The organism is Streptomyces sp. BV286 (genome assembly GCF_019090165.1).
Classification (GTDB): Bacteria; Actinomycetota; Actinomycetes; order Streptomycetales; family Streptomycetaceae; genus Streptomyces.
In genome coordinates this window covers 37,637-63,668 of sequence record NZ_JAHRIB010000135.1, presented here as the reverse complement: position 1 = coordinate 63,668, position 26,032 = coordinate 37,637, and the positions used below count along the sequence as shown (strand labels likewise).

General features: G+C 71.6%; 21 protein-coding genes. 6 read left to right on the top strand and 15 right to left on the bottom strand.

Annotated elements, in window-relative coordinates:
- A partial coding sequence (gene gnd / locus KUF83_RS19410; RefSeq protein WP_217455996.1) for a phosphogluconate dehydrogenase (NAD(+)-dependent, decarboxylating) occupies nt 1–732 on the top strand: 732 nt, incomplete at its 5' end.
- A gap of 5 nt (nt 733–737) precedes the next feature.
- Nucleotides 738–1,331 (top strand): histidine phosphatase family protein, encoded by a 594-nt coding sequence (locus tag KUF83_RS19405; protein ID WP_217455995.1) that lies wholly within the window; start codon nt 738–740, stop codon nt 1,329–1,331.
- 67 nt (nt 1,332–1,398) lie between these two features.
- On the opposite strand, the gene KUF83_RS19400 is transcribed toward KUF83_RS19405, so the two are convergent.
- The 4 genes from KUF83_RS19400 to KUF83_RS19385 all read right to left on the bottom strand — a co-directional run bounded on the left by KUF83_RS19400 (nt 1,399) and on the right by KUF83_RS19385 (nt 7,188).
- The gene (locus tag KUF83_RS19400; protein ID WP_217455994.1) at nt 1,399–2,361 is read right to left on the bottom strand and encodes a hypothetical protein; all 963 of its coding nucleotides are present in this window, start codon (nt 2,359–2,361) and stop codon (nt 1,399–1,401) included.
- 11 nt (nt 2,362–2,372) lie between these two features.
- Nucleotides 2,373–3,854: an APC family permease gene (locus tag KUF83_RS19395; RefSeq protein ID WP_217455993.1), complete on the bottom strand. Its 1,482-nt coding sequence runs from the start codon at nt 3,852–3,854 to the stop codon at nt 2,373–2,375.
- 394 nt (nt 3,855–4,248) lie between these two features.
- On the bottom strand, nt 4,249–6,063 hold the full coding sequence (locus KUF83_RS19390; protein ID WP_217455992.1) for a bifunctional sugar phosphate isomerase/epimerase/4-hydroxyphenylpyruvate dioxygenase family protein: 1,815 nt from the start codon (nt 6,061–6,063) through the stop codon (nt 4,249–4,251).
- Nucleotides 6,064–6,294: 231 nt separating this feature from the next.
- Nucleotides 6,295–7,188: a shikimate dehydrogenase gene (locus KUF83_RS19385; protein ID WP_217456000.1), complete on the bottom strand. Its 894-nt coding sequence runs from the start codon at nt 7,186–7,188 to the stop codon at nt 6,295–6,297.
- 162 nt (nt 7,189–7,350) lie between these two features.
- Between KUF83_RS19385 and KUF83_RS19380 the strand changes: the two genes are divergently transcribed.
- Both KUF83_RS19380 and KUF83_RS19375 read left to right on the top strand, forming a co-directional pair.
- On the top strand, nt 7,351–8,016 hold the full coding sequence (locus tag KUF83_RS19380; RefSeq protein ID WP_217455991.1) for a TetR/AcrR family transcriptional regulator: 666 nt from the start codon (nt 7,351–7,353) through the stop codon (nt 8,014–8,016).
- 222 nt (nt 8,017–8,238) lie between these two features.
- The gene (locus KUF83_RS19375) at nt 8,239–9,591 is read left to right on the top strand and encodes an MFS transporter (protein ID WP_217455990.1); all 1,353 of its coding nucleotides are present in this window, start codon (nt 8,239–8,241) and stop codon (nt 9,589–9,591) included.
- A gap of 108 nt (nt 9,592–9,699) precedes the next feature.
- Here the strand turns inward: KUF83_RS19375 and KUF83_RS19370 are convergent, their stop codons facing one another.
- The 5 genes from KUF83_RS19370 to KUF83_RS19350 form a co-directional block, all read right to left on the bottom strand.
- Complete coding sequence (locus tag KUF83_RS19370; protein ID WP_217455989.1) at nt 9,700–11,541, bottom strand: hypothetical protein; 1,842 nt, start codon at nt 11,539–11,541, stop codon at nt 9,700–9,702.
- Nucleotides 11,542–11,545: 4 nt separating this feature from the next.
- Nucleotides 11,546–12,427, bottom strand: coding sequence for a carbohydrate ABC transporter permease (locus KUF83_RS19365; RefSeq protein WP_217455988.1), 882 nt, complete (start codon nt 12,425–12,427; stop codon nt 11,546–11,548).
- 18 nt (nt 12,428–12,445) lie between these two features.
- Nucleotides 12,446–13,423 carry a carbohydrate ABC transporter permease gene (locus KUF83_RS19360; protein ID WP_217455987.1) on the bottom strand — a complete coding sequence of 326 codons (978 nt, stop codon included), beginning with the start codon at nt 13,421–13,423 and terminating at the stop codon, nt 12,446–12,448.
- A gap of 152 nt (nt 13,424–13,575) precedes the next feature.
- Nucleotides 13,576–14,907, bottom strand: coding sequence for an ABC transporter substrate-binding protein (locus tag KUF83_RS19355; protein WP_217455986.1), 1,332 nt, complete (start codon nt 14,905–14,907; stop codon nt 13,576–13,578).
- A gap of 271 nt (nt 14,908–15,178) precedes the next feature.
- Nucleotides 15,179–16,300 (bottom strand): ROK family protein, encoded by a 1,122-nt coding sequence (locus KUF83_RS19350; RefSeq protein ID WP_217455985.1) that lies wholly within the window; start codon nt 16,298–16,300, stop codon nt 15,179–15,181.
- A gap of 232 nt (nt 16,301–16,532) precedes the next feature.
- On the opposite strand from KUF83_RS19350, the gene KUF83_RS19345 reads away from it, so the two are divergent.
- Both KUF83_RS19345 and KUF83_RS19340 read left to right on the top strand, forming a co-directional pair.
- Nucleotides 16,533–17,450 (top strand): BadF/BadG/BcrA/BcrD ATPase family protein, encoded by a 918-nt coding sequence (locus KUF83_RS19345; RefSeq protein ID WP_217455984.1) that lies wholly within the window; start codon nt 16,533–16,535, stop codon nt 17,448–17,450.
- Nucleotides 17,451–17,660: 210 nt separating this feature from the next.
- Nucleotides 17,661–19,586 (top strand): phosphatase PAP2 family protein, encoded by a 1,926-nt coding sequence (locus KUF83_RS19340; RefSeq protein ID WP_217455983.1) that lies wholly within the window; start codon nt 17,661–17,663, stop codon nt 19,584–19,586.
- A 136-nt stretch (nt 19,587–19,722) separates the two neighbouring features.
- Here the strand turns inward: KUF83_RS19340 and tgmB are convergent, their stop codons facing one another.
- From tgmB to KUF83_RS19310, 6 genes are all read right to left on the bottom strand, one after another.
- A complete protein-coding gene (gene tgmB / locus KUF83_RS19335; protein WP_217455982.1) occupies nt 19,723–20,712 on the bottom strand; it encodes an ATP-grasp ribosomal peptide maturase in 990 nt (329 codons plus the stop codon).
- A gap of 16 nt (nt 20,713–20,728) precedes the next feature.
- Complete coding sequence (gene tgmA / locus KUF83_RS19330; RefSeq protein WP_033325990.1) at nt 20,729–20,920, bottom strand: putative ATP-grasp-modified RiPP; 192 nt, start codon at nt 20,918–20,920, stop codon at nt 20,729–20,731.
- 724 nt (nt 20,921–21,644) lie between these two features.
- Complete coding sequence (locus KUF83_RS19325; protein ID WP_217455981.1) at nt 21,645–22,826, bottom strand: saccharopine dehydrogenase family protein; 1,182 nt, start codon at nt 22,824–22,826, stop codon at nt 21,645–21,647.
- Nucleotides 22,819–23,880: a saccharopine dehydrogenase gene (locus KUF83_RS19320; RefSeq protein ID WP_217455980.1), complete on the bottom strand. Its 1,062-nt coding sequence runs from the start codon at nt 23,878–23,880 to the stop codon at nt 22,819–22,821. Before KUF83_RS19320 ends, KUF83_RS19325 begins: the two co-directional genes overlap by 8 nt.
- A complete protein-coding gene (locus KUF83_RS19315; protein ID WP_217455979.1) occupies nt 23,877–25,031 on the bottom strand; it encodes an FAD-binding oxidoreductase in 1,155 nt (384 codons plus the stop codon). The genes KUF83_RS19320 and KUF83_RS19315 overlap by 4 nt, the downstream gene beginning before the upstream one ends.
- On the bottom strand, nt 25,028–26,017 hold the full coding sequence (locus tag KUF83_RS19310) for an ornithine cyclodeaminase family protein (protein WP_217455978.1): 990 nt from the start codon (nt 26,015–26,017) through the stop codon (nt 25,028–25,030). Before KUF83_RS19310 ends, KUF83_RS19315 begins: the two co-directional genes overlap by 4 nt.
- Nucleotides 26,018–26,032: the final 15 nt, after the last annotated feature.

Genomic DNA, 26,032 nt, shown 5'->3' with positions numbered 1-26,032 from the left:
GGGCCGCGGGTGGTGTGGGTGATGGTTCCGGCGGGTGCCGCGACCCAGTCCACCATCGATGAGCTGGCCGAGCTCCTTCAGCCCGGTGACGTGGTCGTGGACGGCGGGAACTCCCGCTGGACGGACGACGAGAAGCACGCCGGGGAACTGGCGGCGAAGGGCATCGGCTTCGTGGACGCGGGCGTCTCGGGCGGTGTGTGGGGCCTGGAGAACGGCTACGCCCTGATGGTCGGCGGCGACGCCGAACACATCGCCCGCGTCCAGCCCGTCTTCGACGCCCTCAAGCCGGAGGGCGAGGCGGGCTTCGTCCACGCGGGCAAGGTGGGCGCCGGCCACTTCTCCAAGATGGTCCACAACGGCATCGAGTACGCGATGATGCAGGCCTACGCCGAGGGCTGGGAGCTCCTGCAGGCCGTCGACTCCGTCACCGACGTGCGCGAGGTCTTCCGTTCCTGGCAGGAGGGCACCGTCATCCGTTCCTGGCTGCTCGACCTCGCGGTCAACGCCCTGGACGAGGACGAGCACCTGGAGAAGCTGCGCGGGTACGCGCAGGACTCCGGCGAAGGCCGCTGGACGGTCGAGGCGGCCATCGACAACGCCGTGCCGCTGCCCGCGATCACCGCCTCGCTCTTCGCACGGTTCGCGTCCCGCCAGGACGACTCACCACAGATGAAGATGGTCGCGGCCCTGCGCAACCAGTTCGGCGGCCACGCCGTCGAGTCCGCGAAGTAGGAGTCATGGGCGATCTCCTCCTCGTCCGCCACGGCGAGACCGAGTGGAGCAGGTCGGGACGGCACACCAGCTGGACCGACCTGCCCCTCACCCAGCACGGCGAGGAACAGGCCAAGTCCCTCGTCCCGCTCTTCACCGGGCGGCGGTTCGCCCTCGTACTCACCAGCCGGCTCGCCCGTGCGATACGGACGGCCGAGCTGGCCGGGGTGACCGGGGCGGTGTCCGACCCCGATCTGCACGAGTGGGACTACGGGGCGTACGAAGGTGTCACCACGGTCGACATCCACCGCACCCGCCCCGACTGGTACCTGTTCACCGACGGGGTGCCGCCCGGCGACGAGGGGCACCCCGGCGAATCGCCGGCCGAGGTGGGTGAGCGCGCCGACCGCGTACTGGCCCGCGCGGAGGAGGCCCTGGACGACGGGGACGTCCTCCTGGTCGCGCACGGTCATTTCCTGCGGGTGCTGACCGCCCGGCGGCTGGGTCTGCCCGCCGGGGACGGACGGCTGTTCCGGCTGGAGACGGGCACGGTGAGCCGTCTCTCCCTGGAGCACGGCCGACCCGTGATCGCGGAGTGGAACTCCCTTCCGCCACGGTAGTCCCGGGGCCCGCGCCCCCGCACCGCGCGAACTCCGGAGGGGCCGAATGATCGGCCCCTCCGGCGTTTCACGCGCGGTACTTCGGGTTGTTGCGCCACTTGACGATCTGCTTCTCCGGGTCACCCGTGTAGGACCAGGGTGTCCGGGTGAAGCGACGGTCGAGCAGCCGGAACAGTGAGGCGGTGATGTCCGGCACCGCGGCGTGACCCGCGGCGTGGGCCAGGTGGTTCAGGTGCTGCACCTCTCCGGGTTCGACGGGTCCTTCGGGACGTGCCGTGATCCAGCGCTGCCAGGTACGCCGGACGTCGTTGACCGCTCCGTCGTGGTTCCAGTGCTGGCCGATGCCGACGACCGCGCCCCGCTGGCCCTTCGCCCCTTCCTGGATGTAGCGGTACTCCTCCACCCGGGCGAACTGCACCAGGACGGGCAGCGCGCACCCCGGCGGCGCCACTCCCGCCGCGTCCCGGGCGAAGTCGTACATGATGCCGTGCGTACCGTGCCAGCGCGCCGAGTAGTAGTGCAGCACCTGGAGGTGCCCCTCGACGCTGTACGGGTCGCGCGCGTGCAACTCGTCCCACCAGCGGCCCAGTTCCTGCCGGCGCACCCCGCCGGGGTAGAGCCGCGCGACGGCGATGAGGGAGATCCACGGTGTGGGGTCGTCGAGGTAGGCGTCGGCGGCCTGGAGGCAGGCCATGACCGCGCCGTCGATGCGGTTCTGGTCGATGGGCACGCCTCGGCCCGCGGCGATGGCCAGGTTGAAGGCCCGGGCCGTCTCCGTCGCGGCCCGCAGCATCAGCGCGTCGGCGCTGCGGGGCTCGGCGGCCAGCCAGGACTCGGCCGTCGAGGTGCTCGCACAGGCCTGTGCGAGCAGCCTCATCCGGTGGCCCCGCGCCGGCCAGGCGGGCCCGGTGGTCCGCAGCAGCTGCCGCAGACCCTGCCAGCGGCCGATGACGATGTCCTGCTTGGCCGAGGTGAGGGGCGCGTCGCCGCAGTCGGGGTCGAAGTCGGGGGTGAAACGGTCTCGCGCCATCGGGGCCCCTCTCAGAAGTCGGTGGGGAGACCCTCGTGGACGCGGGACCGCTCGTTCGCCGCGGCGTCGTGGTCGTCGGGAATGTAGTCCGTCTCGACGACATGGCTGGCGTCCAGTTTCGCCGGCCGGTAGTAGTCACTGCCCTGCCGCCAGTACCAGAGCATGGGGATCAGGCCGACGGCCAGGCCGCCGATGCCGATGGTGATCGACGCGCTGCTCAGGTCGCCCAGCGATTCGACGAAGATCCAGAACATGAACAGGGCGCCGAGGAACGGCCACAGCCCGCCGAAGAAGAAGTTGGACGGGGACTTCAGCAGCATCTTGCGGTAGGCGACGACCACCGCGAGACCGGCCAGTCCGTAGTACACGGCGATCTGCAGACCGATCGCGGCGATGGCGTCGGCGAGGATGTCGCCGACCGAGCCGAGTGCGTTGGAGGCCACGAACATCCCGAGTGCCACGGCGCCGACCACGACGATCGCGACCCACGGGGTGTTCCAGCGGGGATGCACCTTCCCCAGGGCGCTGGGCATCGTCCGGTCGCGTCCCATCGCGAACAGCGACCGGGTGACCTGGATGAGCGTGGTCTCCAGGGTGGCGATGGTGGACAGCATCACGGCGACGATCAGCAGCTTGCCGCCCCAGCCCGGCCAGATCTCCTCGCCGAGCACCGCCAGGACGTTGGCGTCGTTCTCCTGGATCTGCTGCGAGGTGAGGATGACGTTCACCGCGATGGTGAAGACCTCGAAGAGGAGGAAGACGATGCCCACGCCGATCAGCCCCGCGAGGCCGGTGGTGCGGCGGCTGTCCTTGGTCTCCTCGCTGAGGTTGGACGTGACGTCCCAGCCCCAGTAGTAGAAGGCGGCGATGAGGGCGCCGGAGGCGAAGCCGCTCATCCCGTCGAAGTGGCTGAAGCCGAGCCACGACCAGTCGAAGGGCCGGGCGCTGTCGGCGTGCAGCAGTGCGCCGATCGCGAAGAGGGCCAGGATGGCGAGTTCGACGCCGGACATGATGAGCTGCGCGCGGACGGTGAGCCGGGCGCCGCCGAGCACGACGAACAGCATGAGCAGGAACCAGCCCGCGCCGACGACCGTGGACAGCGCCGTGTTGTCGGCGAGCCCCTCGTCGAAGAGGGAGAGCGTCATCGAACCGGCGGGCAGCGAACCGGCGACCATGAAGATCGTCGCGGAGATCACCAGGGCCCAGCCGCTGATGAATCCGAGGAACGGGTGGAGCGTGCGGCCGACCCAGGAGTAGCTGGCTCCCGCGTTGGTGTCTATTCGGCTGAGGTAGCTGAACGCCAGCGCGATGCCCAGCATGGGTATCGCGCAGTAGAGGAGCGCCGCGGGGCTGGCCAGGCCGACCGCCCCGACGAGAACCGCGGTGGTCGCGGCCAGCGAGTACGCGGGGGCGCTGCCCGCGACCGCCATCACCACCGTGTCGAACATACCGAGGACATTGGACTGGAGCCCTCTGCCCCTGTTGTTGCTCATGGTTGCGCTGCTTTCCGTCCTGCACGAAGCGCGTGCGGGCATGCCCGACCGCGACAGGTGTGAGTGGGGGGTGTGGCCGATTCCGTGCAGCCGCGGTGCTCGCTCGGCGGGACGGTCGCTCCGTAGACGGAGTGATGATAGCGGTGGTGATTGAGGTTTCAAGGTCAACTCGTGGGTAATGTCCACTTGCTTGCGGTCCACCGATGAGCGGTGATAGCGCGCGACCGCCCGCAGGAGAGCCCACGGACCCTGGTGCACGAGCCCGCCCGAACCCCAACTTTCCCTCCAAACAACCGAGTTGGGTGACCCGGAAGACGTCGGGCCGGGCCCGTGGGAGAGGGCCCGGCCCGGTGAAGGTTGAGAATCGGGTAAGAGGAGGCGTCCCGGTGTGGAGTCAGTGCACCGGCCGACGTACGTGCTGCGCGGCCAGCCGCACCGGGGCGTTCTGCGCGCCGTAACCGCGGTAGTCGGCGTCGCGCTGGACCAGTTCGAAGAAGACCCGGCCGATCGTCTCCGTGTAGCAGTGGCGGAAGGCGCCGCCCGCGTCCCGGTCGTAGAGGATGCCGAGTTCGCGCAGGTCCTCCAGCTCGCCGTCGGCGAACTCGTACCTGGCCGCGAGGTCGTCGTGGTAGTTGGCGGGGATGTCGAGCAGCCGGCCGCCCGCGGCGCGGAAGCGGCGGGCCGCCGTGACGAGGTCGTCGGTGGCCAGCGCGATGTGCTGGGCGCGACCGCCCTCGTCCGCACTCGGTGCGGGGCCGACGCCGAGGGCGATACGGACACTGCCGTCGGCGTTGGTGACGGCACGGCTGCGCAGGAGCCCGTAGGGATCGGCGACGTCCACGCTCTCCTGGGCGTCGAGCCCGAGGACGCTGCGGTGGAAGAGGGCCGCCTCGTCGAACTGGTGCCAGGGCTGGGTGAGGGCGAGGTGGTCGATGCGGTGCACGCCGCCGGTGGCCGGTGCCACCGGCCCGGCGGGCTCGACGGGTTCGACGGGCTCGAAGTCGCTCGTCCAGCTGGGCAGTCCGGGCCGGCCGGTGGCGCAGAAGAACAGTTCGGTGCCGTCGGGCGCGGCGACGGCGTCCAGGGGCACGTCCTCGGGCGCGCGGCGGCGTGGCAGGACGGGGGCGAGCAACGCCTCGGCGCGCCGGGCCGCGCCCGCCGGGTCGGGCGACTCCAGCCCGACGGCGGCGAGTCGGGTCCCGTCGCGCCGGGCGGCCGGGCCCGTGTTGAGCAGCAGCCGGGCCTCGCCCTGCTGCCACAGGTCGACGGGCTTGCTGCGGTGCCGGGCGGTCCGGGCGAAGCCGAGCGCTTCGAGGATCTCCGAGACCGGTTCGACGTCGGGGGTGACCAGTTCGGCGAAGGCGACACCGGTCGGCACGACGGGCGCCGGCGGCGCGCTGAGCCCGACGCTCTCCTGGAGCACGAGGAGCGAACGCAGGGCGTCGACGGCGGTCGGACCGGCCTCGGCCTGGCGGAACACGTCGTTGAACACCTCCAGCGAGAGCGGCCCCCGGTAACCGGCGCGGATCACGTGCCCGACGAGCCCGGCGACGTCGAAGCCCCCCTGACCCGGGAAGCAGCGGTAGTGGCGGCTCCACTGCAGTACGTCCATCGCCATCAGCGGGGCGTCGGCCAGCTGGAGGAAGAAGATCTTCTCGCCGGGGATGTCCTCGATGCCCTTGGGGTCGGAGCCCCGGGCGAGGATGTGGAAGCTGTCCAGGCAGGTGCCGAGCGCGGGATGACCGGCGGCCTCGACGATGCGCCAGGCGTGGTCGTACGTGCTGACGTGCCGGCCCCACGCCAGCGCCTCGTAGGCGACACGGACACCGAAGTCCTGTGCCAGGTCGGCGAGTCGGCGCAGCTGGAACGCGGCCAGCGCGTCGTCGTCCTCGGCGAGCGGCGACACGCTGGAGCACACCAGTACGGTGTCGGCCCCGAGCCGCTCCATCAGCCGGAACTTGTGCTCGGCCCGGCGCAGGGCCCGTGCGAACTCGCCCGCGGGCAGGGCCTCGATGTCACGCATCGGCTGGTAGAGATCGATGCTCAGCCCGAGGTCGGCGCAGCGTGCGCGGACCTCCTCCGGGCTGAGAGGGCTGGCGAGCAGGTCGTTCTCGAAGATCTCCACACCGTCGAAGCCGGCCCGCGCAGCGGCCGTGAGCTTCTCGGTGAGGGGTCCGCTGAGAGAGACGGTGGCGATGGACGTACGCACGTTGCTGCTCCTTCACTTCCACTGCACGACAAGAAACGGACCCCCCTTCAGGCCCCCCACCTCACAACCCACGGCAACCCCGACCCACCAAGGCCGCCCCGCGTGGCCCCCGGCCCACCAAGGCCGCCCCGCGGAACCCCGGCCCACCAAGGGGCGCGGGGAACTGCGCGACCGGCCACGAAGCACCCGCACCCGCCCGGCGACACAGGCCACCCCACCCCCGAGGCGCCCTCAGCTCCGGGCACCGGCCGCACCGGCCGCACCGGCCACCTCCGTAAGTTCGGCGATGTCCGCCAGCATCCGCACACCGTCCGGCTCCCTCCCCGTGAAGAGCCGAAACGCGTCCGCGGCCTGGAAGACGGCCATCCCCCCGCCGTCGAGCGTCGCGCACCCCACCGCCCGGGCGGCCCGCAGCAGTTCGGTCTCCAGGGGCCGGTAGACGACCTCGGCGACCCACAGCCCGGGATGCAGCAGCCCGGCGGCGAACGGCAGTCCGGGGTGGGCGGCCATCCCCACGGGCGTGGCCTGCACGACACCGTCCGCGCCGTCGAGCAGCGCGGCCGGCCGGTCCGGCGTGGCGGCGGTCGCGCGGCCCGCGCCGAAGTGGCGGTTCAGCCCGGCCGCGAGCGTGGCCGCACGGTCCGGGACCGCGTCCACGACGGTGATGTGCCCCGCCCCGAGCGTGAGCACGGCGTGCGCGACGGCCGCGCCCGCTCCCCCGGCGCCCCACTGCACCACCCGCTCCAGCGGAGCGTCGGGCAGTCCGCGGGCGAAGGACGCCGCGAACCCGGTGACGTCCGTGTTGTGCCCGGTCGCGCGGCCGTCCTCGAAGAGGACGGTGTTCACCGCGCCGAGCGCCTCGGCCTGTGGGGCGAGCGCGTCCAGGTGTCCGATGACGTGTTGTTTGCAGGGGTGGGTGATGTTCAGCCCGTCGAAGCCCAGGTCGCGCGCGGCGCGCACCAGGTCTCCCACCGCCTCGGGCGGGACGCCGAGCGTGTCGATGTCGATGCGCCGGTACACGTAGCGCAGGCCCTGCCGGTCGGCCTCCCGCTCGTGCAGTGCCGGGCTGAGGGACGGGCCGATGCCCGCGCCGATCAGCCCGACGAGATACGAGTCCTTGACCACGGCGACCACGGCGGACCTCCAGAGCGGCTCACTAATGTACGAACTAGTACGTTAGCTATACCAGCATCCCGGGACGACGGGAAGGCCCGCCGGACACCCGCGGCCGCACGGGGGAGCCTGCTTCTAGAATCGCGGCACTGGCCCCTCGCCCGAAGGAACCCGATGACCAGCGTCGAAGAACCGGCACGGCCGAACGGACGCATCCGTGACGCCGCCCGCACGAAGGCCGAGATCCTCGACGTCGCCACCCAGGAGTTCGCCCGGGCCGGCTACGACGGAGCCCGGGTCGACGAGATCGCCGCCCGCACCCGGACCACGAAGCGGATGATCTACTACTACTTCGGCGGCAAGGAACGGCTGTTCACCGCCGTACTGGAGCGGGCGTACGGCGTCATCCGTGAGGCCGAGCAGGGGCTCGACGTCGAGCACCTGGACCCGGTCGCGGCCATCCGGCGGCTGGCCGAGCTGACCTTCGACCACCATGAGGCGCACCCGGACTTCATCCGCCTGGTCAGCATCGAGAACATCCACGGGGCCGAGCACATCGCCGCCTCGGAGGAGCTGGGCAGGATCGGCTCGCCCGCCCTGGACGTGATCCGCCGCATCCTGGAGTCGGGGCGGGAGTCGGGCCTGTTCACGGCTGACGTCGACGCCGTGGACCTGCACGCGATGATCAGCTCGTTCTGCTTCTTCCGGGTCGCCAACCGGCACACCTTCGGGGCCCTGTTCGGCCGCGACCTGGTCGACCCGGCGCAGCGCGAGCACTACCGGAGCATGCTGGGCGACATGGTCATCGCCTACCTGACGGCGGACCGCGCGACGCGCTGAGACGGAGCCCGGACACCGGCACGCCTCCACGCAAGATCCTTCGACCGGACCTCTTGACACCCGGGAAACGTGAGCGCAACATCCGTAGCCAGCCACTACTAACTACCCAGTGGGTTAATTAACCGGGTAGCCCCCGGTGCGGCCGTCCCACACCCCAGGGATCCGGCACCTCTCCCCTCCGCTCACTCCGCCTGCGTCGGAGTTCCCCCGAAGGAGCACGCCGTGTCCGTCCCCGCAGCGCCCCTCGACGCGCCGCCCGGTCAGCCGAAGAAAGCCGCGACGGCCGCCTGGATCGGCAGCGCGCTGGAGTACTACGACTTCTTCATCTACGGCAGCGCGGCCGCGCTGATCTTCCCGGAGGTCTTCTTCGACGAGTCGGACCCGGCCACCGCGACGCTCCTGTCGCTGGCCACGTTCGGGGTCGCGTACGCGGCCCGCCCGGTCGGCGCGCTCTTCCTCGGGCACTTCGGCGACCGCGTCGGCCGCAAGAAGATCATGGTCTTCACGCTGATCCTGATGGGCGTGTCGACGTTCCTCATCGGCTGTCTGCCGACCCGTGACCAGGTCGGCACGCTGGCCCCGGTGCTGCTGGTGATCTGCCGGGTCCTGCAGGGCATCTCGGCCGCCGGTGAGCAGGCCAGCGCGAACTCGATGTCACTGGAACACGCGCCACCCGGGCGACGCGGCTTCTTCACCAGCTTCACGCTCAGCGGCACCCAGGGCGGGCAGCTCCTCGCCACGCTCGTGTTCATCCCGGTCGCCGCGCTGCCCGAGGACCAACTGCTCTCCTGGGGCTGGCGGGTCCCGTTCTGGATGAGCATCGCGGTCGCCGTCGCCGGCTATGTCATCCGCCGCACCCTGGAGGAGACCCCGACCTTCACCCAGCAGGCCGCCACCGAGGGCGTCGCGAAGATGCCCCTCGCCGTGCTGCTGAAGGACCACTGGGCGGACGTCCTGCGAGTGGTCGCGGCCGCCCTCGTCGCCTCGGTCAGCACGATCTTCACGGTGTGGGCGCTGTCGTACGCGACCAGCGACTCGGTCGGCATGGACCGTACGTCGATGCTGTGGGTGGGCGCGCTCGCCAACCTCGTCGCCCTCGGGGCGATCCCGCTGTGGGCCACCCTGTCCGACCGCATCGGCCGCCGCCCCGTCTTCCTGATCGGCGCCGCGGGCAGTGGCGTACTGATGGTCGCCTATCTGTGGGCGATCTCCACGGGCTCGTACCCGCTGGTCCTGGTCCTCGGCATCATCACCTTCGGTGTCGTCTACAGCGCCGCGAACGGGGTCTGGCCGTCCTTCTACGGCGAGATGTTCTCGACCCGGGTCCGCCTGTCGGGCATGGCCATCGGTACGCAGATCGGCTTCGCGGTCGCCGGGTTCGCGGTGACCTTCGCCGCGCAGATCGCGGGTCCCGACGGGGACGACTGGGGGGCCGTGGCCCTGTTCACGGCCGCGCTGTGCGTCCCGCCGGTGATCGCCGCGCTCACCGCACGCGAGACGCACAAGGTGCCGACGGAGCACCTCGGCGAGCGCGTGCCGCAGGGGTCACCGGGCCGCGAGACGGTGTCGTTGTAGCCGCCTCGTACAGGACCACGGGACATGCCTGAGCCCCCGGCGGCGAAAGCCGTCCGGGGGCTCGGGCACATCCGCCGAGGAGGTCAGGTCCCCGCGGGAGTCAGGAGGTCAGGTCCTCGCGGTGGTCAACGTGAGCCGCGGTTCGCCGTGTTCGTCGGCCTCGCCGAGCACCGCGGTGAAGGACTCCGTGCGTACGACCAGTCCCTCCTCGGTCCGCTCGCAGACCAGGTCGAGCCGTCCGGAGTCCGCCGGTCCGTAGCGCACGGCGAAGACGTCGAGCCCCTCCGGCGCGTCCGGCGCGGGTCCGGCCTCCAGGGCGCTCGTCGTCCGTACGTGACGCCAGCCGGCGTCCGGGTCGCCGTACCCGCGCGGGTCGGCGGCGAGCGCGAACGCGGCCTGCTGCTGGGTGAGTTCGCTCCGCGCGTCGAAGGAGTCCGGCTCGTCCTGCGGGGGGTGCGTCAGGCGCAGCCCACCGGCGGCCGCAACGAGCGGGAAGTCGCCCACCCGGCGGAGCCGGTCACCGTCCGCGGTGACGTACGGCATCCCGGCGAGCAGGTACCGCTCCCCGTCCAGCCGTTCGACGACCACCGTCGTCCACAGCCGCGTGCCGTCCGTGACGTACAGGGACCGCACCTGGCGCAGCACGTGGTCCCGGCCGACGACAGGCTTGGTCACGAGCTTGGCCGCGAGCCCGCCGGCGCGCTGGTCCGCGACCCGCACCGCGCCCATCGGGCGGCACAGCAGGAAGCCGTCCGTCACAGGGCCGAAGCCGTGCTGCCGGTTGACGGCGGCCGCGATGAGCACCGTGCCGCCCGCCTCGATCACGGCAGGAGTCATCCGGTCGTCGAACGACACCGTGACCGTGCCGGAGCGCAGTTGGTGGCGGGCGGGCGCCGCGCTCTGGGTGCGGTGCCAGCCGGTGGTGTCCTGGATCTGCCAGACGAGCATGAACGCGAAGTGCCCGTCCACGCCTCCGTCGGCCCCGACCGCGTGCCGGGCCCACCGCGCGTCCCCGGCGTAGCGGCCGATGTCGGCGCCGATCCGGTGACCGAAGTACCGAAGTCCCAGGACGGATTCGAAGGCGGAGTGCTGCTCGCTGTAGCGGGGCCCGCCGATGTCGAAGCCACTCCCGCAGACGCGCGCGTCGATGTAGCGGGCCAGCGTCTCACCGTCCTCGGCGAAGACCTCCTCGCCGCTGACCCGGTGGGCCTGGGCGAGGAACGACAGGGAGATGGGCCCGTAGTTGTTGTCGTACGCGCCGCCGTGCTCCGGCGGCAGCGGGGCGCCCCGGTCCCGTACCCGGCGGGCGCGGATCTCGTCGGCGTACAGGCGCAGGGCCCGCTGCCGCACCGGCCCGCCCTCCTCGGAGGGGAGGTGCCGGGCGAGCATCAGGCCGCCGACCACGCAGCCGATGGCCTGGTTCGCGGCGTCCTGCGGGTTGAAGACCGTGGCCTCGGTCAGCCAGCGCCAGTATCCGCCGGCCACGCGCAGGAGTTCGCGGTACTGCTCCTCCTCGACGAGGCCGTCCGCCGCGTCGAGGACGTTGACCGCCTGGAGGAGCGCCCACACCGTGCTCGGCCAGTCGCCGATGGGATGCGCGCCCGCCTCCAGTACGTAGCGGGCGTACGGCAGGCCGGTGTCGCGCGCCGTCAGGTTCGGATAGCCGGGGTTGTCCTCGGTGTAGACCCGCGAGCGCAGGTGGAAGGCGAGGCTTCGCCGCACCGCCTCCGGCAGGCGCGGGTCCTTGGTGCGGTGCCAGGCGAGTGCGAGCAGGGACGTGATGCCGAGCGAGGTGTCGCCGATGTCGTCGCCGGCCGCCGGGTTCTCGAGGCTGCCCTCGGGAGTCATCCGGGCCAGGGCCGTCTCGGTGACGCCCGCCAGGACGGCGTCGTACGCGGCGGGATCGTCCGGCAGGTCGTGCAACGGCCCGCGCTGATGGAGGAGATGCACGGACTCAGCCCTTCATGCCCGAGGTGGCCAGGCCTTCCACCAGTCTTTTCTGGAAGATGAGGAAGCAGATGAGCGTGGGCAGCAGGGCGAGCGTCGACATGGCGAACATCGCGCCGTACGACGAGCCGCTCGTCTGGTCCAGGAACAGGGTGAGGCCCAGCGGGACGGTGAACTTGTCGTTCTGCTGGAGGTAGACGAGCTGGTGCAGGAAGTCGTCGTACGTCCAGATGAAGGTGAAGATCGTGGTGGTGATGAGCGCCGGCTTCATCAGCGGCAGGATGATCTTCCAGTAGATCTGGAAGGGGTTGGCGCCGTCCATCATCGCCGCCTGGTCCAGCTCACGCGGGATCGAGCGGATGAACTGGACCATCAGGAAGATGAAGAAGGCGTCCACCGCGAGGAACTTCGGCACGATCAGCGGCAGGAACGTGTTGATCCACGTCAGGTTGTAGAAGATCGTGTACTGCGGGATCAGGACGGCCTGCGTCGGCAGCATCAGCGTGCCGAGCATCAGGCCGAACCAGATCTTCTTCCCGCGGAACTCGAAGCGCGCGAAGGCGTAGGCGGCCAGCGAGCAGGAGATCACGTTGCCGATCACCGCGCCGATCGTGACGATCAGCGAGTTGGTGATGTAGAGGGAGAAGGAGTTGCCGGAACCGCTCCAGCCCTCGGAGTAGTTCTCCGGGCGCAGCGAGCTCGGGATGAGCCCGGGCTGGGTGAAGATCTCGGTGTCGGGCTTGAGGGAGCTGCTCAGCATCCACAGCAGCGGATAGAGCATGACGATCGCCACGCCGATGAGCACGGTGTGGATGAAGATGCGGCGTGAACCGGTGGCGGAGCGCAGCTTCTGCAGCGGCGACTTCGAGGCCGTGGTGATGGCGGACATGGGTGAAGGACTCCTCGCTCAGTCGTCGTAGTGGACCCAGTAGCGGCTGGCGATGAAGTTGACCGCCGTGAAGCCTGCGATGACCAGGAACAACACCCAGGCGAGAGCCGAGGCGTATCCCATCTGGAGGTCGGTGAAGCCCTTCTTGTACAGGTAGAGGGAGTACAGCATGGTCGAGTTGAGCGGTCCGCCGGAGCCGTTGCTGATGACGAAGGCGGGGGTGAACGTCTTGAACGCGTCGATGATCTGCAGGACCACGTTGAAGAAGACGATCGGCGTCAGCAGCGGCAGGGTGATCTTGAAGAACCGGGTGACGGGCGTGACACCGTCGATCGCGGCCGCCTCGTACACGTCCTTCGGCAGCTGCTTGAGGCCGGCGAGGAAGATGACCATCGGGGTGCCGAACTGCCAGACCGCCAGCAGGATCAGCGTGTAGAGGGCGGTGTCGGGGCTGGAGATCCAGTCCTGGCCCTTGATGCCGAACCAGGCGAGGAAGTCGTTGAACAGGCCGTCGCCGCCGAAGACCTGCCGCCACACGATGGCGATCGCGACCGCGCCGCCGAGCAGGGACGGCAGGTAGAAGGCGGCCCGGTACAGGCCGATGCCCCTGAGGTCGCGGTTGAGCAGCATCGCCACACCGAGGGCCAGCGCCAGCTTCAGCGGCACCGAGACGAGCACGTACAGCAGCGTGGCGTGCACCGAGTCCCAGAAGACCGGGTCGTCGGTGAACATCTTGTCGTAGTTGTCCACTCCGATCCACTGCGCGGGTGTCAGCAGGTCGAAGTTGGTGAAGGACAGGTACAGCGAGGCGAGCATCGGGTAGATCGTCAGGCCGAACAGGCCGACGAACCACGGGGCCAGGAAGGCGTACGGCCACCAGCCCCCGCCGCGCCTTCTGGCGAGACGGCGGCGCATACGGTCACGCTCCCGCTGGTCTGACGGGGTCGACGGAGCGGGCTGCTCCTTCACGACCTCGTCGGTCTTCGCGGTGGTCATACTCATCTCTCCCTGACCCTCTCCTGGTGTTTCTGTCGTGCGGCGCCGCTCGGCGCGCTCCCCGCGCCCCGGGAGGGGGCGCGGGGGGGGGCCGCCGCGGACCGGTCACGGCCGGTCCGCGGCCGCGAGCGGCACGTCGGCTCGGCGGAGCGTCAGCCGCCCAGGATTCCGGCGGACTGGTCGAAGAACTCGCCGAGCTGCGCCTTGATCGACTTCTTGCCGAAGGCCACGGCGAGGTTCGACTGGAACAGCAGGTCCCAGATCTGGTCGGCGCCCTGCGGCGGGGGCGCGGGGGCCTCCAGGGCGTCGCTCGCCTTGCCGACCCGCTGGGAGATGTAGTCGGCGTTCTCCATGTTCAGCTTGTCCGTCTCGGTCAGACCCGAGGCGATCAGCTTGCGGGCCTTGTCCGTCGGCGGGATGCCGCGCAGCAGCTGCATGTCCTTGATCGCGGTGGCGTCCTGGGCGAAGAACGACATGATCTTCACCGAGTCGGCGACCTTCTTGCTGGCCTTGGTGGCGCTCAGCAGTACACCGCCGTTGACGAAGTTGCCCTCGATCGCGCCGGAGAAGTCGCCCTGCGGGGTGGGCAGGAAGTCCAGCTGTGCGTCGGTGATGGAGCCGCCCGCGCCGTAGACACCGGAGTCGAAGGTGAACAGCGCCTTGCCGATGACGACCGCGTTCTTGGTGAGGTCGTTGTGCGCGGCGGAGGTGATCGCCGGCGGCGGGCAGGCGTTGGCCTTGCGCATGTCGGCCCAGTACTCCCACCACTCCTGGAGGGTGGCCGCGGTGAAGCCGAGCTTCTTGCCGTCGGGGGAGAAGAAGGTCTCGCCGTGCTCACGGGCGAAGATCTCGAAGCACTGGAGGGTGCCGCCACCGCCGTCGTCGACGCCGTGGATCTTGCCGCCGCTCTTCTTGTAGACGTCGGTGGAGATCTTCTTGAGGTCGGCCCAGGTCCACTCGCGGTCCGGCAGCTTCAGGCCCAGCTTCTCCAGGCCGCTGCGGTTGACGGTGAGCTGGTTGACGCCGATGCCGGACGGGACGCCGTACAGCTTGCCGTCGACCGTGCCGGCGGCGAGGAGCGTCTTGGAGAAGCCGGTCAGGTCCAGGCTCTTGCCGACGTAGGAGTCGATCGGCGCGAGGACACCCTTGCGGGCGTACTGCGCGACCAGAGCGGTGTCCATCTGCAGCAGGTCGGGGGCGCTGCCGCCGGCGATGTTGGTGTTGAACTTGTCGAAGTACCCGTCGTAGCCGGAGTAGGTCTCCCGGATCTTGATCTTCGGGTTCTTCTTCTGGAAGGTGGCCAGCGCCTTCTTGTAGGCCGCGTGCCGGTCGTCGCTGCCCCACCAGATCATGGTGAGGTCGCTGCTGGTGCTGCCGGCGCCGGTTCCGCCGCTGCAGGCGCTCAGCGAGGTGCCGAGCGCGCCGGCGACTGCGATGCCGCTCGCGGAGCGGAACAGGGTTCTGCGCGAGATCTGGTGACCCACCGGGTCCTCCTGGATGTGCGTGACGGATCCCCTGGCCGTCGAGCGGCTCGGGTCTTTTCCCTGGGGTTGTTGCCTTCCGGCGTGCGGCCTCGCCCGGCTGCATCGCTCTGACGAGTGGGGGTCCCCGGCATGGGAGCCGCAGTCGTACGAGCGCGCCCTCGCACGGCTGCCGTACGTCGGGTCGAGTACGGCGGGACGCCTCACCCAGGGCCGGGTCCCGCCGGCCATGGAAAGCGCTTGTCCGGACATTGGCAGACCTGCGGCTGACCCGTCAATGCTTGACTCGCATACCACCGGTCACGGTTTGAATTCCATGGGCCACGGCAAGTCGGCTCGCACCCGCCACGGTGCCGCTGTCGCCGACCGTGCTGCTGACCACCTCGGTGGGCCAGCTGAGCCGCGCCAGCTCGGTCCGTACACCGGGCAGGAGCTGCGGAAACGCGCCGGTGCCGCCACCCAGCACGATCAGCCCCGGGTCCAGCACGGCGACCACCGCGGCGGCGAGCCGGCCCACGTCCGCCGCGTGCTCGCCGACCACGAGACCGGCTGTGGCGTGCCTCTCCTCGGCGAGGGCGAAGAGCCCCTCGGGAGTACGGGGGCAGGGGCCGTCGGTGCCCCGCCAGGCCTCCTCGGCCCGGCGCAGCAGGGATCGGGAGCCCATGCGCTCCTCCAGGGCCTCCTGGCGCGGTTCACGGCCGTCGTCCCACGGGTAGGGCAGCCGGGCCAGCTCTCCCGCGGCGCCGTTCGCCCCGCGCAGCACGTGGCCGCCGATGACGATGCCGAGGCCGATGCCGACGCCGATCCGCAGATAGCCGAACGAGTCGCGGCCGCGCGCGGCGCCCTCGTGCAGTTCGGCGAGCGCGGCGCAGTTGACGTTGTTCTCCAGGTGGACGGGGACGCCCGGCGGGAGGGCGACGGCCATGGCGTCGAAGACGGGGCCGGCCTTGGCGGTCGCGGGGCGCATCCCGGTGCCCTCCCGGTCCCGCGCGGTGACGTCGCCGACGGCGACGACGATGGCGCGCAGCGGGGCTCCGGCCGGAAGGGCGTCGAGAGCCCCCCGCACCGTGTCGGCGGCGTCCGCCCGGGGCCCGGTGCCCTGGGCGAGCAGGGTTCCGTCCAGGGCGCAGCCGCGCACCTGGGTGTGGGTGGGGCCGAGGTCGACGGCCAGTACGGCGCCCGCCGCGGGACCGAGGCCGTAGACGGCGGCGGAACGGCCGGTGCCGCCGGTCGCGGTGCCGGAGCAGGCGGCGAGCCCGGCGGCCTCCAGCTCGGCCACGGCCGTGGAGACGGTCGGCTTGGACAGTCCCGCACCGGCCGCCAGCTGGGGACGGGTGGCGGTGCCCGATGCGGCCAGTACGGCGAACACGGCGCGGGCGCTTTCGCTCAGGTTCATGCTCTCCCTCAGGTCATGCCGCAGCGGCCTGTCGCAACGGTTGTACGGCATGGGTTCCACAACCCTTGACGCACCCTACTTCGTTAGTTAACTTCCTAACGAACTCGTGCGGTACTCGCCTGCCGCACTCCCCCGAAGCCCGTCCCGGGGCTTCCCTAGTTGACATTCGTAGGCACGGTTCGCCCGCCGCTCGCTTCGCATGCGCGTACCGCGCACCGACGAAAGAGGCTCCGTGCTGGACTCCACGCCCATCGCCGTCGGTATCGACGTGGGCGGCACCAAGACGCATCTGCGCGCGGAAGCCGGGGGCGACCCCGGCTCCGGGCCGGACACGGTCGCCGACCACGTGCGCAGGAGCAGGGGGTGGCGGCCGCACGATCCCGCGTCCGCCGCCGCCTGGCTGGCCGCGCTCATCGACGACGCGTTGCCCCAGGGTGCGCGCCCCGCCTCCGTGGCCGTCGGCGGGCACGCCTGTGAGACACCTCGCCAGTGCGAGGAGATCCGTTCCGCTCTGCACGCCCTCCTCCATGTGCCCTGCCGTGTCGTCGGCGACGCCGAACTCCTCGTACCCGCGGCGGGTCTGGACAAGGGCGTCGGTCTCGTCGCCGGTACCGGTTCCGTCGCGGTGGGCCGGCTCGCCGACGGCACCGGGATCCAGGTCGGCGGCTGGGGCGCGGTGCTCGGCGACGAGGGCGGCTCGGCGGGGCTCGTACGCGAGGCCGCGCGGGCCGTGTGGGCGGCGCACGACCGCGCCGAGCCGCCGGACGCACTCGCCGACCGGCTGACCGCCGCCTTCGGGGTGTCCGAAGTACCCGCCCTGGGAGCGGCGCTGGAGAGCGCGACCGACGTCTCCGCGGAGTGGGGGCGCCATGCCCCCAGTGTGTTCGCGGCGGCCGAGGAGGGCTCCTCGCTCGCCCTTCGGGTGATCGCCGAGGGCGGCCGCGCACTCGCGTCGCTCGTCGTACGGCTCGCCGGACGCGGAATCCCCGTGGACGACGTCGTGGTGGCGGGCGGCACGGTGCTCCTCCAGCCGGTGCTGTACGAGGCGTTCACCGCCGCGCTCGCCGAGGAACTGCCCTCGGCACGGCCGCGGCGGCTGCGCGTTCCGCCGGTCGAAGGGGCCGTGGCGCTGGCGCGGGCGCTGCTGTGAAGGGCCGCGGGCAGGGCGGTTTCCGCGACCGTTGAGTTCACCACCGCGCGATGAGTCCGCTCGTTCAACCCGCGTTCACCGGTCCGGGGTCAGCTCACGTGATCGGTGCGGGTTCAGCGCTTCGGTGCGAGTCCAGCATTTCGAGTTCCGCACTTTCGAGTTCATCCCTCCCGTCAAGACCTCAGCAGGACCAGAAGGAGAGGCACCTCCATGCCCGGTGTGCACCCCCGTCCCCCTCGTGGCAGAGCCGGTATCGACCGGCGTGTGTTCCTGCGGAGTTCCGTGGGCGTCTCGGCCGGACTGATCGCGGCTCCCGCCGTCGTCGCCTGGCCGGCCACCGCGTCGGCGGCGACAGCGGCCGCCACGAACACCTCAGCCGCCTTCGTGGACTCGTACACCACGAACGTCGTCACCAACCTCACGTCCGAGACCAACGCGGCCGTGCACATCCTCGACGGCTTCGCGCGCATCTGGAAGACGGGCACGGCCTGGAACACCGGCACCCCGCTGATGCCCGAGGTGCTGCGCGCCAACATGCGGTACTGCGCGCGCGTCACCCGGCGCCGCACGGACGCCGAGGCCCGGACGGCGTTCGTCCAGGACCGCCAGCACCAGAGCTACGCGGTGATCGCGGGCCTCGGCCCGCTCGCCGCCCTGTACCGGAGCGGGGCGAAGGCCGTCACCGGCATCACCTCGGCGCCGGACGGTGTGCCGGCCGGCCGGATCAACGACGCGGTCCCGGCCGACGCGCCCGCGGGCTCCGCGCTGGGCGCCGGTTCGTACACCTCGGACCTCGGCAAGGTCGCCGAGCTGGTCGACACCGTGCGCGGTCCGTTCGCGTCGAGCAACCCGTCGAAGCTCGGCTACCAGTACCCCCGCCCGTGGCGCATGAACGAGGACAACGAGGTCGTCGACACGGGGAGGACCGACGACCAGGGCTTCCCCGTCTACGAGTCCGACGTCGTGGTCGTCCCGCAGTTGCTGCGGCAGCGCGGCACCGACCCGGCCGACGACGGCGGCTTCACCAGCGGCCACACGAACGCCTTCTACCTCGCGGCGCTGGCCATGGGCTACGCGGTGCCCGAGCGGTTCCAGGAGCTGGTGGCCCGTGCCTCCGAGCTCGCCCACACCCGCATCGTGGCGGGCATGCACTCCACGATGGACGTGGTCGGCGGCCGTGTCCTGTCGACGGCCCTCGCGGCGGCGGCCCTCGCCGACCCGAAGAACGCCGGCCTCAAGGCCGCGGCCCGGGCCCAGGCCGCGGCCTACTTCCAGCAGCACACCGGCACGACCGCGGACACCCTCCACGCCTACGCGCACTCGGCGGGCCGGGACACCGACCCGTACGCGGACCGCGCGGCCAACTGGGCCGCGGTGAAGCCCCGGTTGACGTACGTGCTGCCCAAGCGGCGCGCTCACGACCCCATGACCGTGCCGAAGGGCGCCGAGGTCCTGCTGGAGACCCGGCTCCCCTATCTCTCCGCGGCCCAGCGGCGCGAGGTGCTGCGGACGACCGCGCTGCCCGCCGGTTACGTCCTGCTGGACGGCTTCGAGAAGTGGGGGCGGCTGAACCTCTTCGCCGCCGCCGACGGATACGGGGCCTTCGACGCCGACGTGCACGTCACGCTCGACGCGGCCGCCGGGGGCTTCGCCGGCGCCGACACCTGGCGCAACGACATCGGTGGGCGCGGCGCGCTCGTCAAGCGCGGCAGCGGCACGCTGACCCTCACCGGCGACAACGAGTACTCCGGCGGCACCACGCTGGAGCAGGGTGTCCTCGCAACCGCCTCGGCCGACGCGCTGGGCTGCGGAGACATACGGGTGAAGGGCGGCACCCTGCGGGCGACTTCGCCCCTCCGGGTGCGGGGCTCCTACACCCAGGCGTCCGGTACGACGCTGGAGGTGACGCTCCCGGGCGACGGCGACCCGGCGCTGAAGGTCGGCCGCCGGGTGCTGCTCGACCGGGGCAGCAGGCTCGTCGTGCGGCTCGACGGTTCGCACCGCCCGAGGCGGGGCACGCTCCTTCCGGTGATCGAGACGCGGGCGCTGCAGGGGCGGTTCGCCGGGATCACGGTGGACGGGTTCCACGCCGAGCCGGTCTTCACCTCGCGCGGGCTGTCGGTCCGGCTCACCTGACCGCGCACGCGGAGCGCTCCCCCCGGAGCGCTCCGCACAGTTCCAGGCGTCCCGCACGGGGCGCCGTCCGTGTCCGGAGTCGACGGTGGCGGTGACAGTGGCAGCGGCGGCAGCAGCAGCGGCGATGAGGGTGCGGTCAATGACCTTCGATCGCCCACGCCCTGCCGCCGTTGGCCGGTGCGCCGGCCGGGCCGGGGGTGGCCAGCCAGTCGGCGACGGCGGCCGCGATCGGCTGCCCCGACTCGATCTGCACGAATCCGAACTGGCCGGACTGGTTGCACTCCAGGAACCACCACATCCCCTCGGCGTCCTCGGCGAAGTCGAAGGCTCCGTAGGCGAGTCCGGCCTCACGGAGGTAGGCGAGCACTCCGGCCGCGATGCAGGACGGCGCGTCCACCGCCTGCCACGGAGCGTCGGAGGTGGCGAACCGTACGTCCACCTCGTCGGGGTCGGCCTCCGGGGCGACCGCCTTGCGTGCGGCGAAGATCCGGTCGCCGACGCAGGTCAGCCTGATGTCGGCCCGCTTGGCCACCCGCCGCTGGAGCAGGGTCGGGCCGAAGGCGACAGCCGTGAAGTCCGTCTCGGGTGCGACCCTGCTGGTGGGCACCGCCCTGGGCGGCTCCTGCGGGTGTGCGCCCGAGACGGGCTTGACCACCAGATCCGGGTAGCGGTCCGCGAACTCGCGGGCGGCCTGCGGGAACGTGGTGATCAAAGTGGCTGGTACGGGCAGGCTGCTGAGCTGGGCCAGGCGGAGCTGCCAGGGCTTGTGCCGGGCCCGTCGGGCCGCGTCGGGGTGGTTCATCCAGCGCACGCCGGTGGAGCGGAGCATGCCGTAGAGCGCCTGCGCGGACTCCTCGGTCAGCCAGTCGGAGGGCTCGGCGGCGTGGGCCGCGGGCACGCCGGGCCTGCGCACCCACACGGACCGCAGCCCGCTCATGCTCACCAGGCGGCCGCCGGCGGACAGATGCCCGCGAAAGGTGCCGTGCACGTACTCGCCCGACAGGGCCACCGGGCCGGGCAGGTCCGCGGGGTCGAGGCGGACGACCGGGACACCGTTCCCGTCGAGCTCCGCCACCACCATGTCCGCGGTCACATCCTGTTCGCACGTCAGGATCAGAACCGTCATCGTCTGAGGTCCGGCTTCAGTCGTCGAAGTGGGTCTTCGAGCCCGCGGTCGAGGTCGTGGCCCCCAGCTCCCGCAACACGGCGTAGTCGTGAGCGGCGAGCCGCCCGTCCGGGAGCACGTTCAACTGCAGTCTGGAGTCATAGGCATACGGAACGCTGACCTCCAACTGCTGGGCCGGACGGGCATAGTTGAGCGCGAACGGTCGCATCGGTTCTCCTTGCTCGGTGTGGACCCGGACAAGCGGATCGTGACGCTCCGGCGTCACGTCGCCCAGCGGGTCCACAGGGCTTCCACGGAGATATACGAATCGAACAGGCGAATGGTTGCCTCACGCTGCGTAGTCACCGAAGCGGTACGGTTCGTCACTCGATCCGACCGGGGGCAGACCTGCGTGCATAGGCAGCCACTCGCCTCCTATGACGTACTCTCCGGGCCTACGGATCCGGCGCCGAGCCGCAGTTCAGCGCACTGACACACACTTCCGGCCACCCGGCGGACCGCCCGACCCCCGGGCGCCGAGGGACGGGCGACACCTGCGCGCGCCGGAACGCGGAACATCGCGGACATACGGCCGCGGCCATGGACCTCATGCGGCGGACACCTCCCTCGTAGCGGTTGCTCCTACCGCGACCGACCGCCAACCGGACCAGGTGAAAGCCCAGTTGAAGCGAGAGGTGGATGCGGTCGAGCAGGCCGGGACCGCTGACGCGGACCGGACCGGCCGGCTGTTCGCCCACCGCGGGGGCGGCGGTCGCATCCGCGAGTACCTGATTTCCGCGACGCGTCACAGGTGTGTCGTACATCTCACGTCGTACGGGCCGCGCAAGGCCGTCGGAAACCGCCCGTTCGGGAACTCTGTCCTGTTTCGGGGTTTCCCGCTCGGCTCGCGGAGGCCGGCCCTCCGGTCGTGGACGCGCCCGGCGCGAAGTCCGTCAGGCGGAACCGCCTGTCCGCAGGACGAAGTCGACTCCCTCGCGGGCGAGTTCGGCGAGCCACTCCTCGGACCGCCCGGCCGTCTCCGCCGCGCGGTGGAGACCGGCCGGTACACCGCCGCCGAGGATCCGCCGTACGCCGAGCGCGAGCGTCCGTGAGACGCAGCGCGCCATCGCGCTCTCGTCGGCGTCCCCTTCGAGGTCCAGGAGGTAGCGCCCCGACCAGGTGCGTCCCGAGCCCTCGCGGACGTCCAGTGACACGGCGAGGACCACCCGGTCGCGGTCCGCGTCGGTGGTCGGGTAGCGGGCGGCCAGCTCCTGGGCGAGTGCCGTGATCCGCCGGTCGTCGCCGTGGCGGAGCTCCTCGAAGACCGGTTGCCAGGCGTCGAGCCAGCCGTCGAGGCGCAGCGTGCCGCGGACGAACGTCAGGGGCTTCCAGGCGGGCGGCAGTCCGTACTGCCCGACGAACGGGACGCTGTCGCGGTTCGGGTAGACCTCGAAGGTCTCCCCGTCCACCACATGGGTCCGCGTGGCCTCCCAGGGCAGCGCGGCCGTCGTCTCGGCGCCCGCCTCGATGTAACGGGCGGGCGAGCGCAGGGCGTTGAGGACACCGGCCGGAGCCCAGCTGAAGCGGTACCTGAAGTCGTTCGGGACGGCGGGGATGCCTCCGCAGTACGACGTGAGGCTCACCTCGGCGGCGGTGTCCGCGCCGATCTCCTCGCGGGCGCGGCCGATGAGGCTGTGCGCGAAGAGATGGTCGATGCCCGGGTCGAGCCCGGATTCGGTGAGCACGACGACTCCGGCCGCGGCGGCTGCGGGGACCTGGTCGAGCACCGCCTGCGAGACGTAGCTGGAGCAGGCGAAGTGGGCGCCGCCGCGCACACAGGCGGCGAGCAGCGCCGCGTGTCCGGCGGCGGGCAGCATGGACACCACCACGTCTCCCGGGGCCAGTTCGGCTTCGAGGGCCTGCGGGGTGTACGCGCGCGGCTCGGCGCGGCCGGTGAGTCCGAGCACAGCCAGGCTCCGGGCGGCCCGCTGCTCGGTGCGGTGCCACAGGCGTACGCGGTCGGCGGCTTCGCAGAGCGCGGCCAGTCCGCTGCCGGTGGACAGGCCCGCCCCGATCCAGTGGACCGTGCCGGAGGGGCGCACGGGGGCCACAGCGGAACCAGCGGTCTCAGACATCGCCCAATTTCCCTTCTGTGGAGCCGAGTTCACGGCATGCCTCGTCGAACCGGTCCAGGCAGCGCCCCCACGCCCCGCCCGTCCCGAACTCCAGGAGCTGCGGTGTCAGGGCCGCCGAGAAGTCCGTGCTCGCCTCCTCGGGCAGCAGGGAGGGAAGGTTGTCGATGGCGATGAGGTCCAGGGCGGGCCGTTCGTGCAGGCGTCGCACGGGATCCGTCCAGTCGGTGATCGTGTCGTAGACCGGCAGGACGTTGTACGGGGAGCCGACGTCGCAGGTCACGTCGCACACGGTGCCGAGGCGGCGGCCCGGGTCGTCGAAATCCTTGTCGGTGAGGAAGGGTGTGGCAGGCCCGGTGGTGAGCACCGTGTTCACCATCAGCTCGTGCTCCAGCAGGGCCTGCCGGTCCAGGGCGCGGGTCTCGGCGAGATCCCAGCGGGTGGGTTCGAGTCCGGCCTCGATGAGCGCGACCCCGGCTCCGCGTCCGGAGCGGCCCAGCGCCCCGATCACGAGTGAGGAGAATCGCTCGTCGCCGGGGGCCGGGCGCAGGCCGGCGTCCAGTTCCTCCTTCGACGTCGGCCGCAGCGGAGCCGTCAGCCTGCCCCGGTGGTGCAGGACGGCGAGGGCGGCGCCCACGTAGCCCGCCCAGTAGCCGAAGGCGGCGAGCCTGCGCCCGTCGTCGTCCACCAGGTACTCCAGGTCGAACAGCGCCCCGCCGCCCGCGACGAAGCGGCGCAGCAGCGCCCCGGCGCCGGGCTGCGCCTTGTACGCGTGCCCGAAGAAGAGGTGCCGGTGCCTCAACTCCCCGGGAGCATCAGGCAGTTCCTTGAGGCCGACGATCACCGTGTCCGCCGGTGCGTCCCTCCAGGTCCCCGCCTCGACGACACGGCAGCCCGCCTCCTCGTACGCCTCGGAGGGGAAGATCCGCTGCGGGGACTCCTCGACGGTGAGCGTCACACCGGCCCCGGCGAGCCGCCGGGCGTCGGACGGCACGACGGGCGTGCGCCGCTCGGTCGTACGGGTCTCGTCGCGCAGCCACAGGTGCAGCTCGGTCATACGCGGTTGACCTCCGGTCGCGGGGCGTCGGCGGCGAACCGTTCGGCACGCAGCGGGGTGATGTCGACGAAGGGATCATGCCCCAGGTAGAGGTCACGGACGACCTCGCCGACGGCCGGTCCCTGGAGGAAGCCGTGCCCGGAGAACCCGGTCGCGTACAGGAAGCGGGAGACCGAACCGGCCTCGCCGATCAGCGCGTTGTGGTCCGGGGTGATCTCGTACAGGCCGGCCCAGCCGCCCGTCCTGCGCAGGCCGAGCAGGGAGGGGGCGCGGCGCTCCATGGCCGCGCACAGGCGGGGGATCCAGCGGTCGTGCGTCCCGGTGGCGAACCCGGTCTCCTCGTCGGGGTCCGACATGCCGACGAGGAGACCGGGCCCTTCGGTGTGGAAGTACAGGCTGCTGGTGAAGTCGATGGTCATGGGCAGGCCGGGCGGGAGGTCGGGGACCGGTTCGGTGACGGCGATCTGGCGGCGCAGCGGCTCCACGGGCAGGTCGACGCCGGCCATCGCGCCGACGGCCCGGGACCAGGCGCCGGCCGCGCAGACCACGGCCCCGGTGGCGATCCGGCCCAGTCGGGTGACGACGGCCGTGATGGTGTCGCCGCGCGTCTCGATGCCGGTGACCTCGCAGTGCCTGACGATCCTCGCGCCGTGGCGGCGGGCGGCGGCCGCGTATCCGTGCACCACGGCCTCCGGGGTGCAGTGGCCGTCGTCCGGGGAGAAGGCGGCGGCCAGCAGCCCCTCGGTGGTGATCAGCGGCGACAGGCGGCGGGCCTCGGCCGGGTCCAGCATGCGGCTGGGCACACCGAGGCCGTTCTGCAGCCGTACCCCGGCCTCGAACGCCTCGACCTCCTCGGGTGTCGACAGGAGGAAGAGGTAGCCGACGCGGTGCAGCCCGATGTCGTGGCCCGTCTCCTCGCCGAAGCGGGCGAACGCCTCCAGGCTCCGCGCGCCGAGCTGGATGTTGAGCTCGTCGGAGAACTGGGCGCGCACGCCTCCCGCGGCCCGCGAGGTGGACCCCGAGGCGAGTTCGTCCCGCTCGACCAGCACCACGTCGGGCACTCCCGCCCGCGCGAGGTGGTAGGCGATGCTCGCGCCCATCACCCCGCCGCCGATGACGACGACTCCCGCACGACCGGGCACACCTGTCATGGGCGGGGCTCCCCTCCACGGGCGCGTTCCCGCGCGGCGTCGATCACGGCCCAGGCGGCTGCGGCGTCCTGGACGCCGAGGCCGACGCTGTTGTAGTAGACGATGTCCCGCGCGCTCGTACGTGCCGCGCGGCGGCCCGTGAGGACGGCGCCGAGCGGGATCAGGTCGTCGTGGGCGAGTGTTCCGGAGCGCAGCGCGTCCACCACGGGCCCGGCGTGTCCCGCCGCGGTGGCCGGATCGTCGACGACGACGGCGGCGGCTCTCCGTACGACCTCGGGGTCGACCTCGCTCCGGCTCGGTTCGAAGGAACCGACGCTCACGACCGTGCATCCCGGCGCGAGCCATTCGCCCCGGACGACGGGTGTCCTGCTGAGGGTGCAGGCCGCGACCATGGGCAGTCCAGCCACGGCCTCCTCGGGCGAGTCCACGGCCTCGACGCTGATGGCGAGTTCGGCGGCGAGCAGCCGGGCCGCCCGGTCGCGCCGGTCCGGCGTGGGACTCCACAGCCGTACCGCTCTCAGATTTCGCACCCGGGCGACGGACCGCGCGTGGGCGAGGGCCTGCGTGCCGGAGCCGAGGAGTCCGAGTTCGGCGCTGTCGGGGGTGGCGAGTGCGTCGAGGGCCACCGCGCTCGCGGCGGCCGTGCGCAGGGTCGTCACCACCGTGCCGTCCATGACGGCGACGAGGCGCCCGGTGTCCGGGTCGAGCGCGTTGATCACGGCGTGCACGGTCGGCAGTCCGCCGGCCGCGTTGCCCGGGTTGACGCTGCCGAACTTGGCTACGGCCCCGGTGTCCGCGGACAGCCGCGCCAGGTAGGCGAACACGACGCTGTCGTCGAGCCCGCTCGGGTGCATGATCTTCCCCGGCAGCTCGGCGGTGCCGTCACCGAGCGCGGTGAAGGCCGCCCGCTGGGAGCGGATCGCGGCGTCGGTGTCGAGCAGGCCGGCCACCTGGTCGCGGGAGAGATGCAGGACGTCGTCGGTCACCCCTCTTCCCTTCCC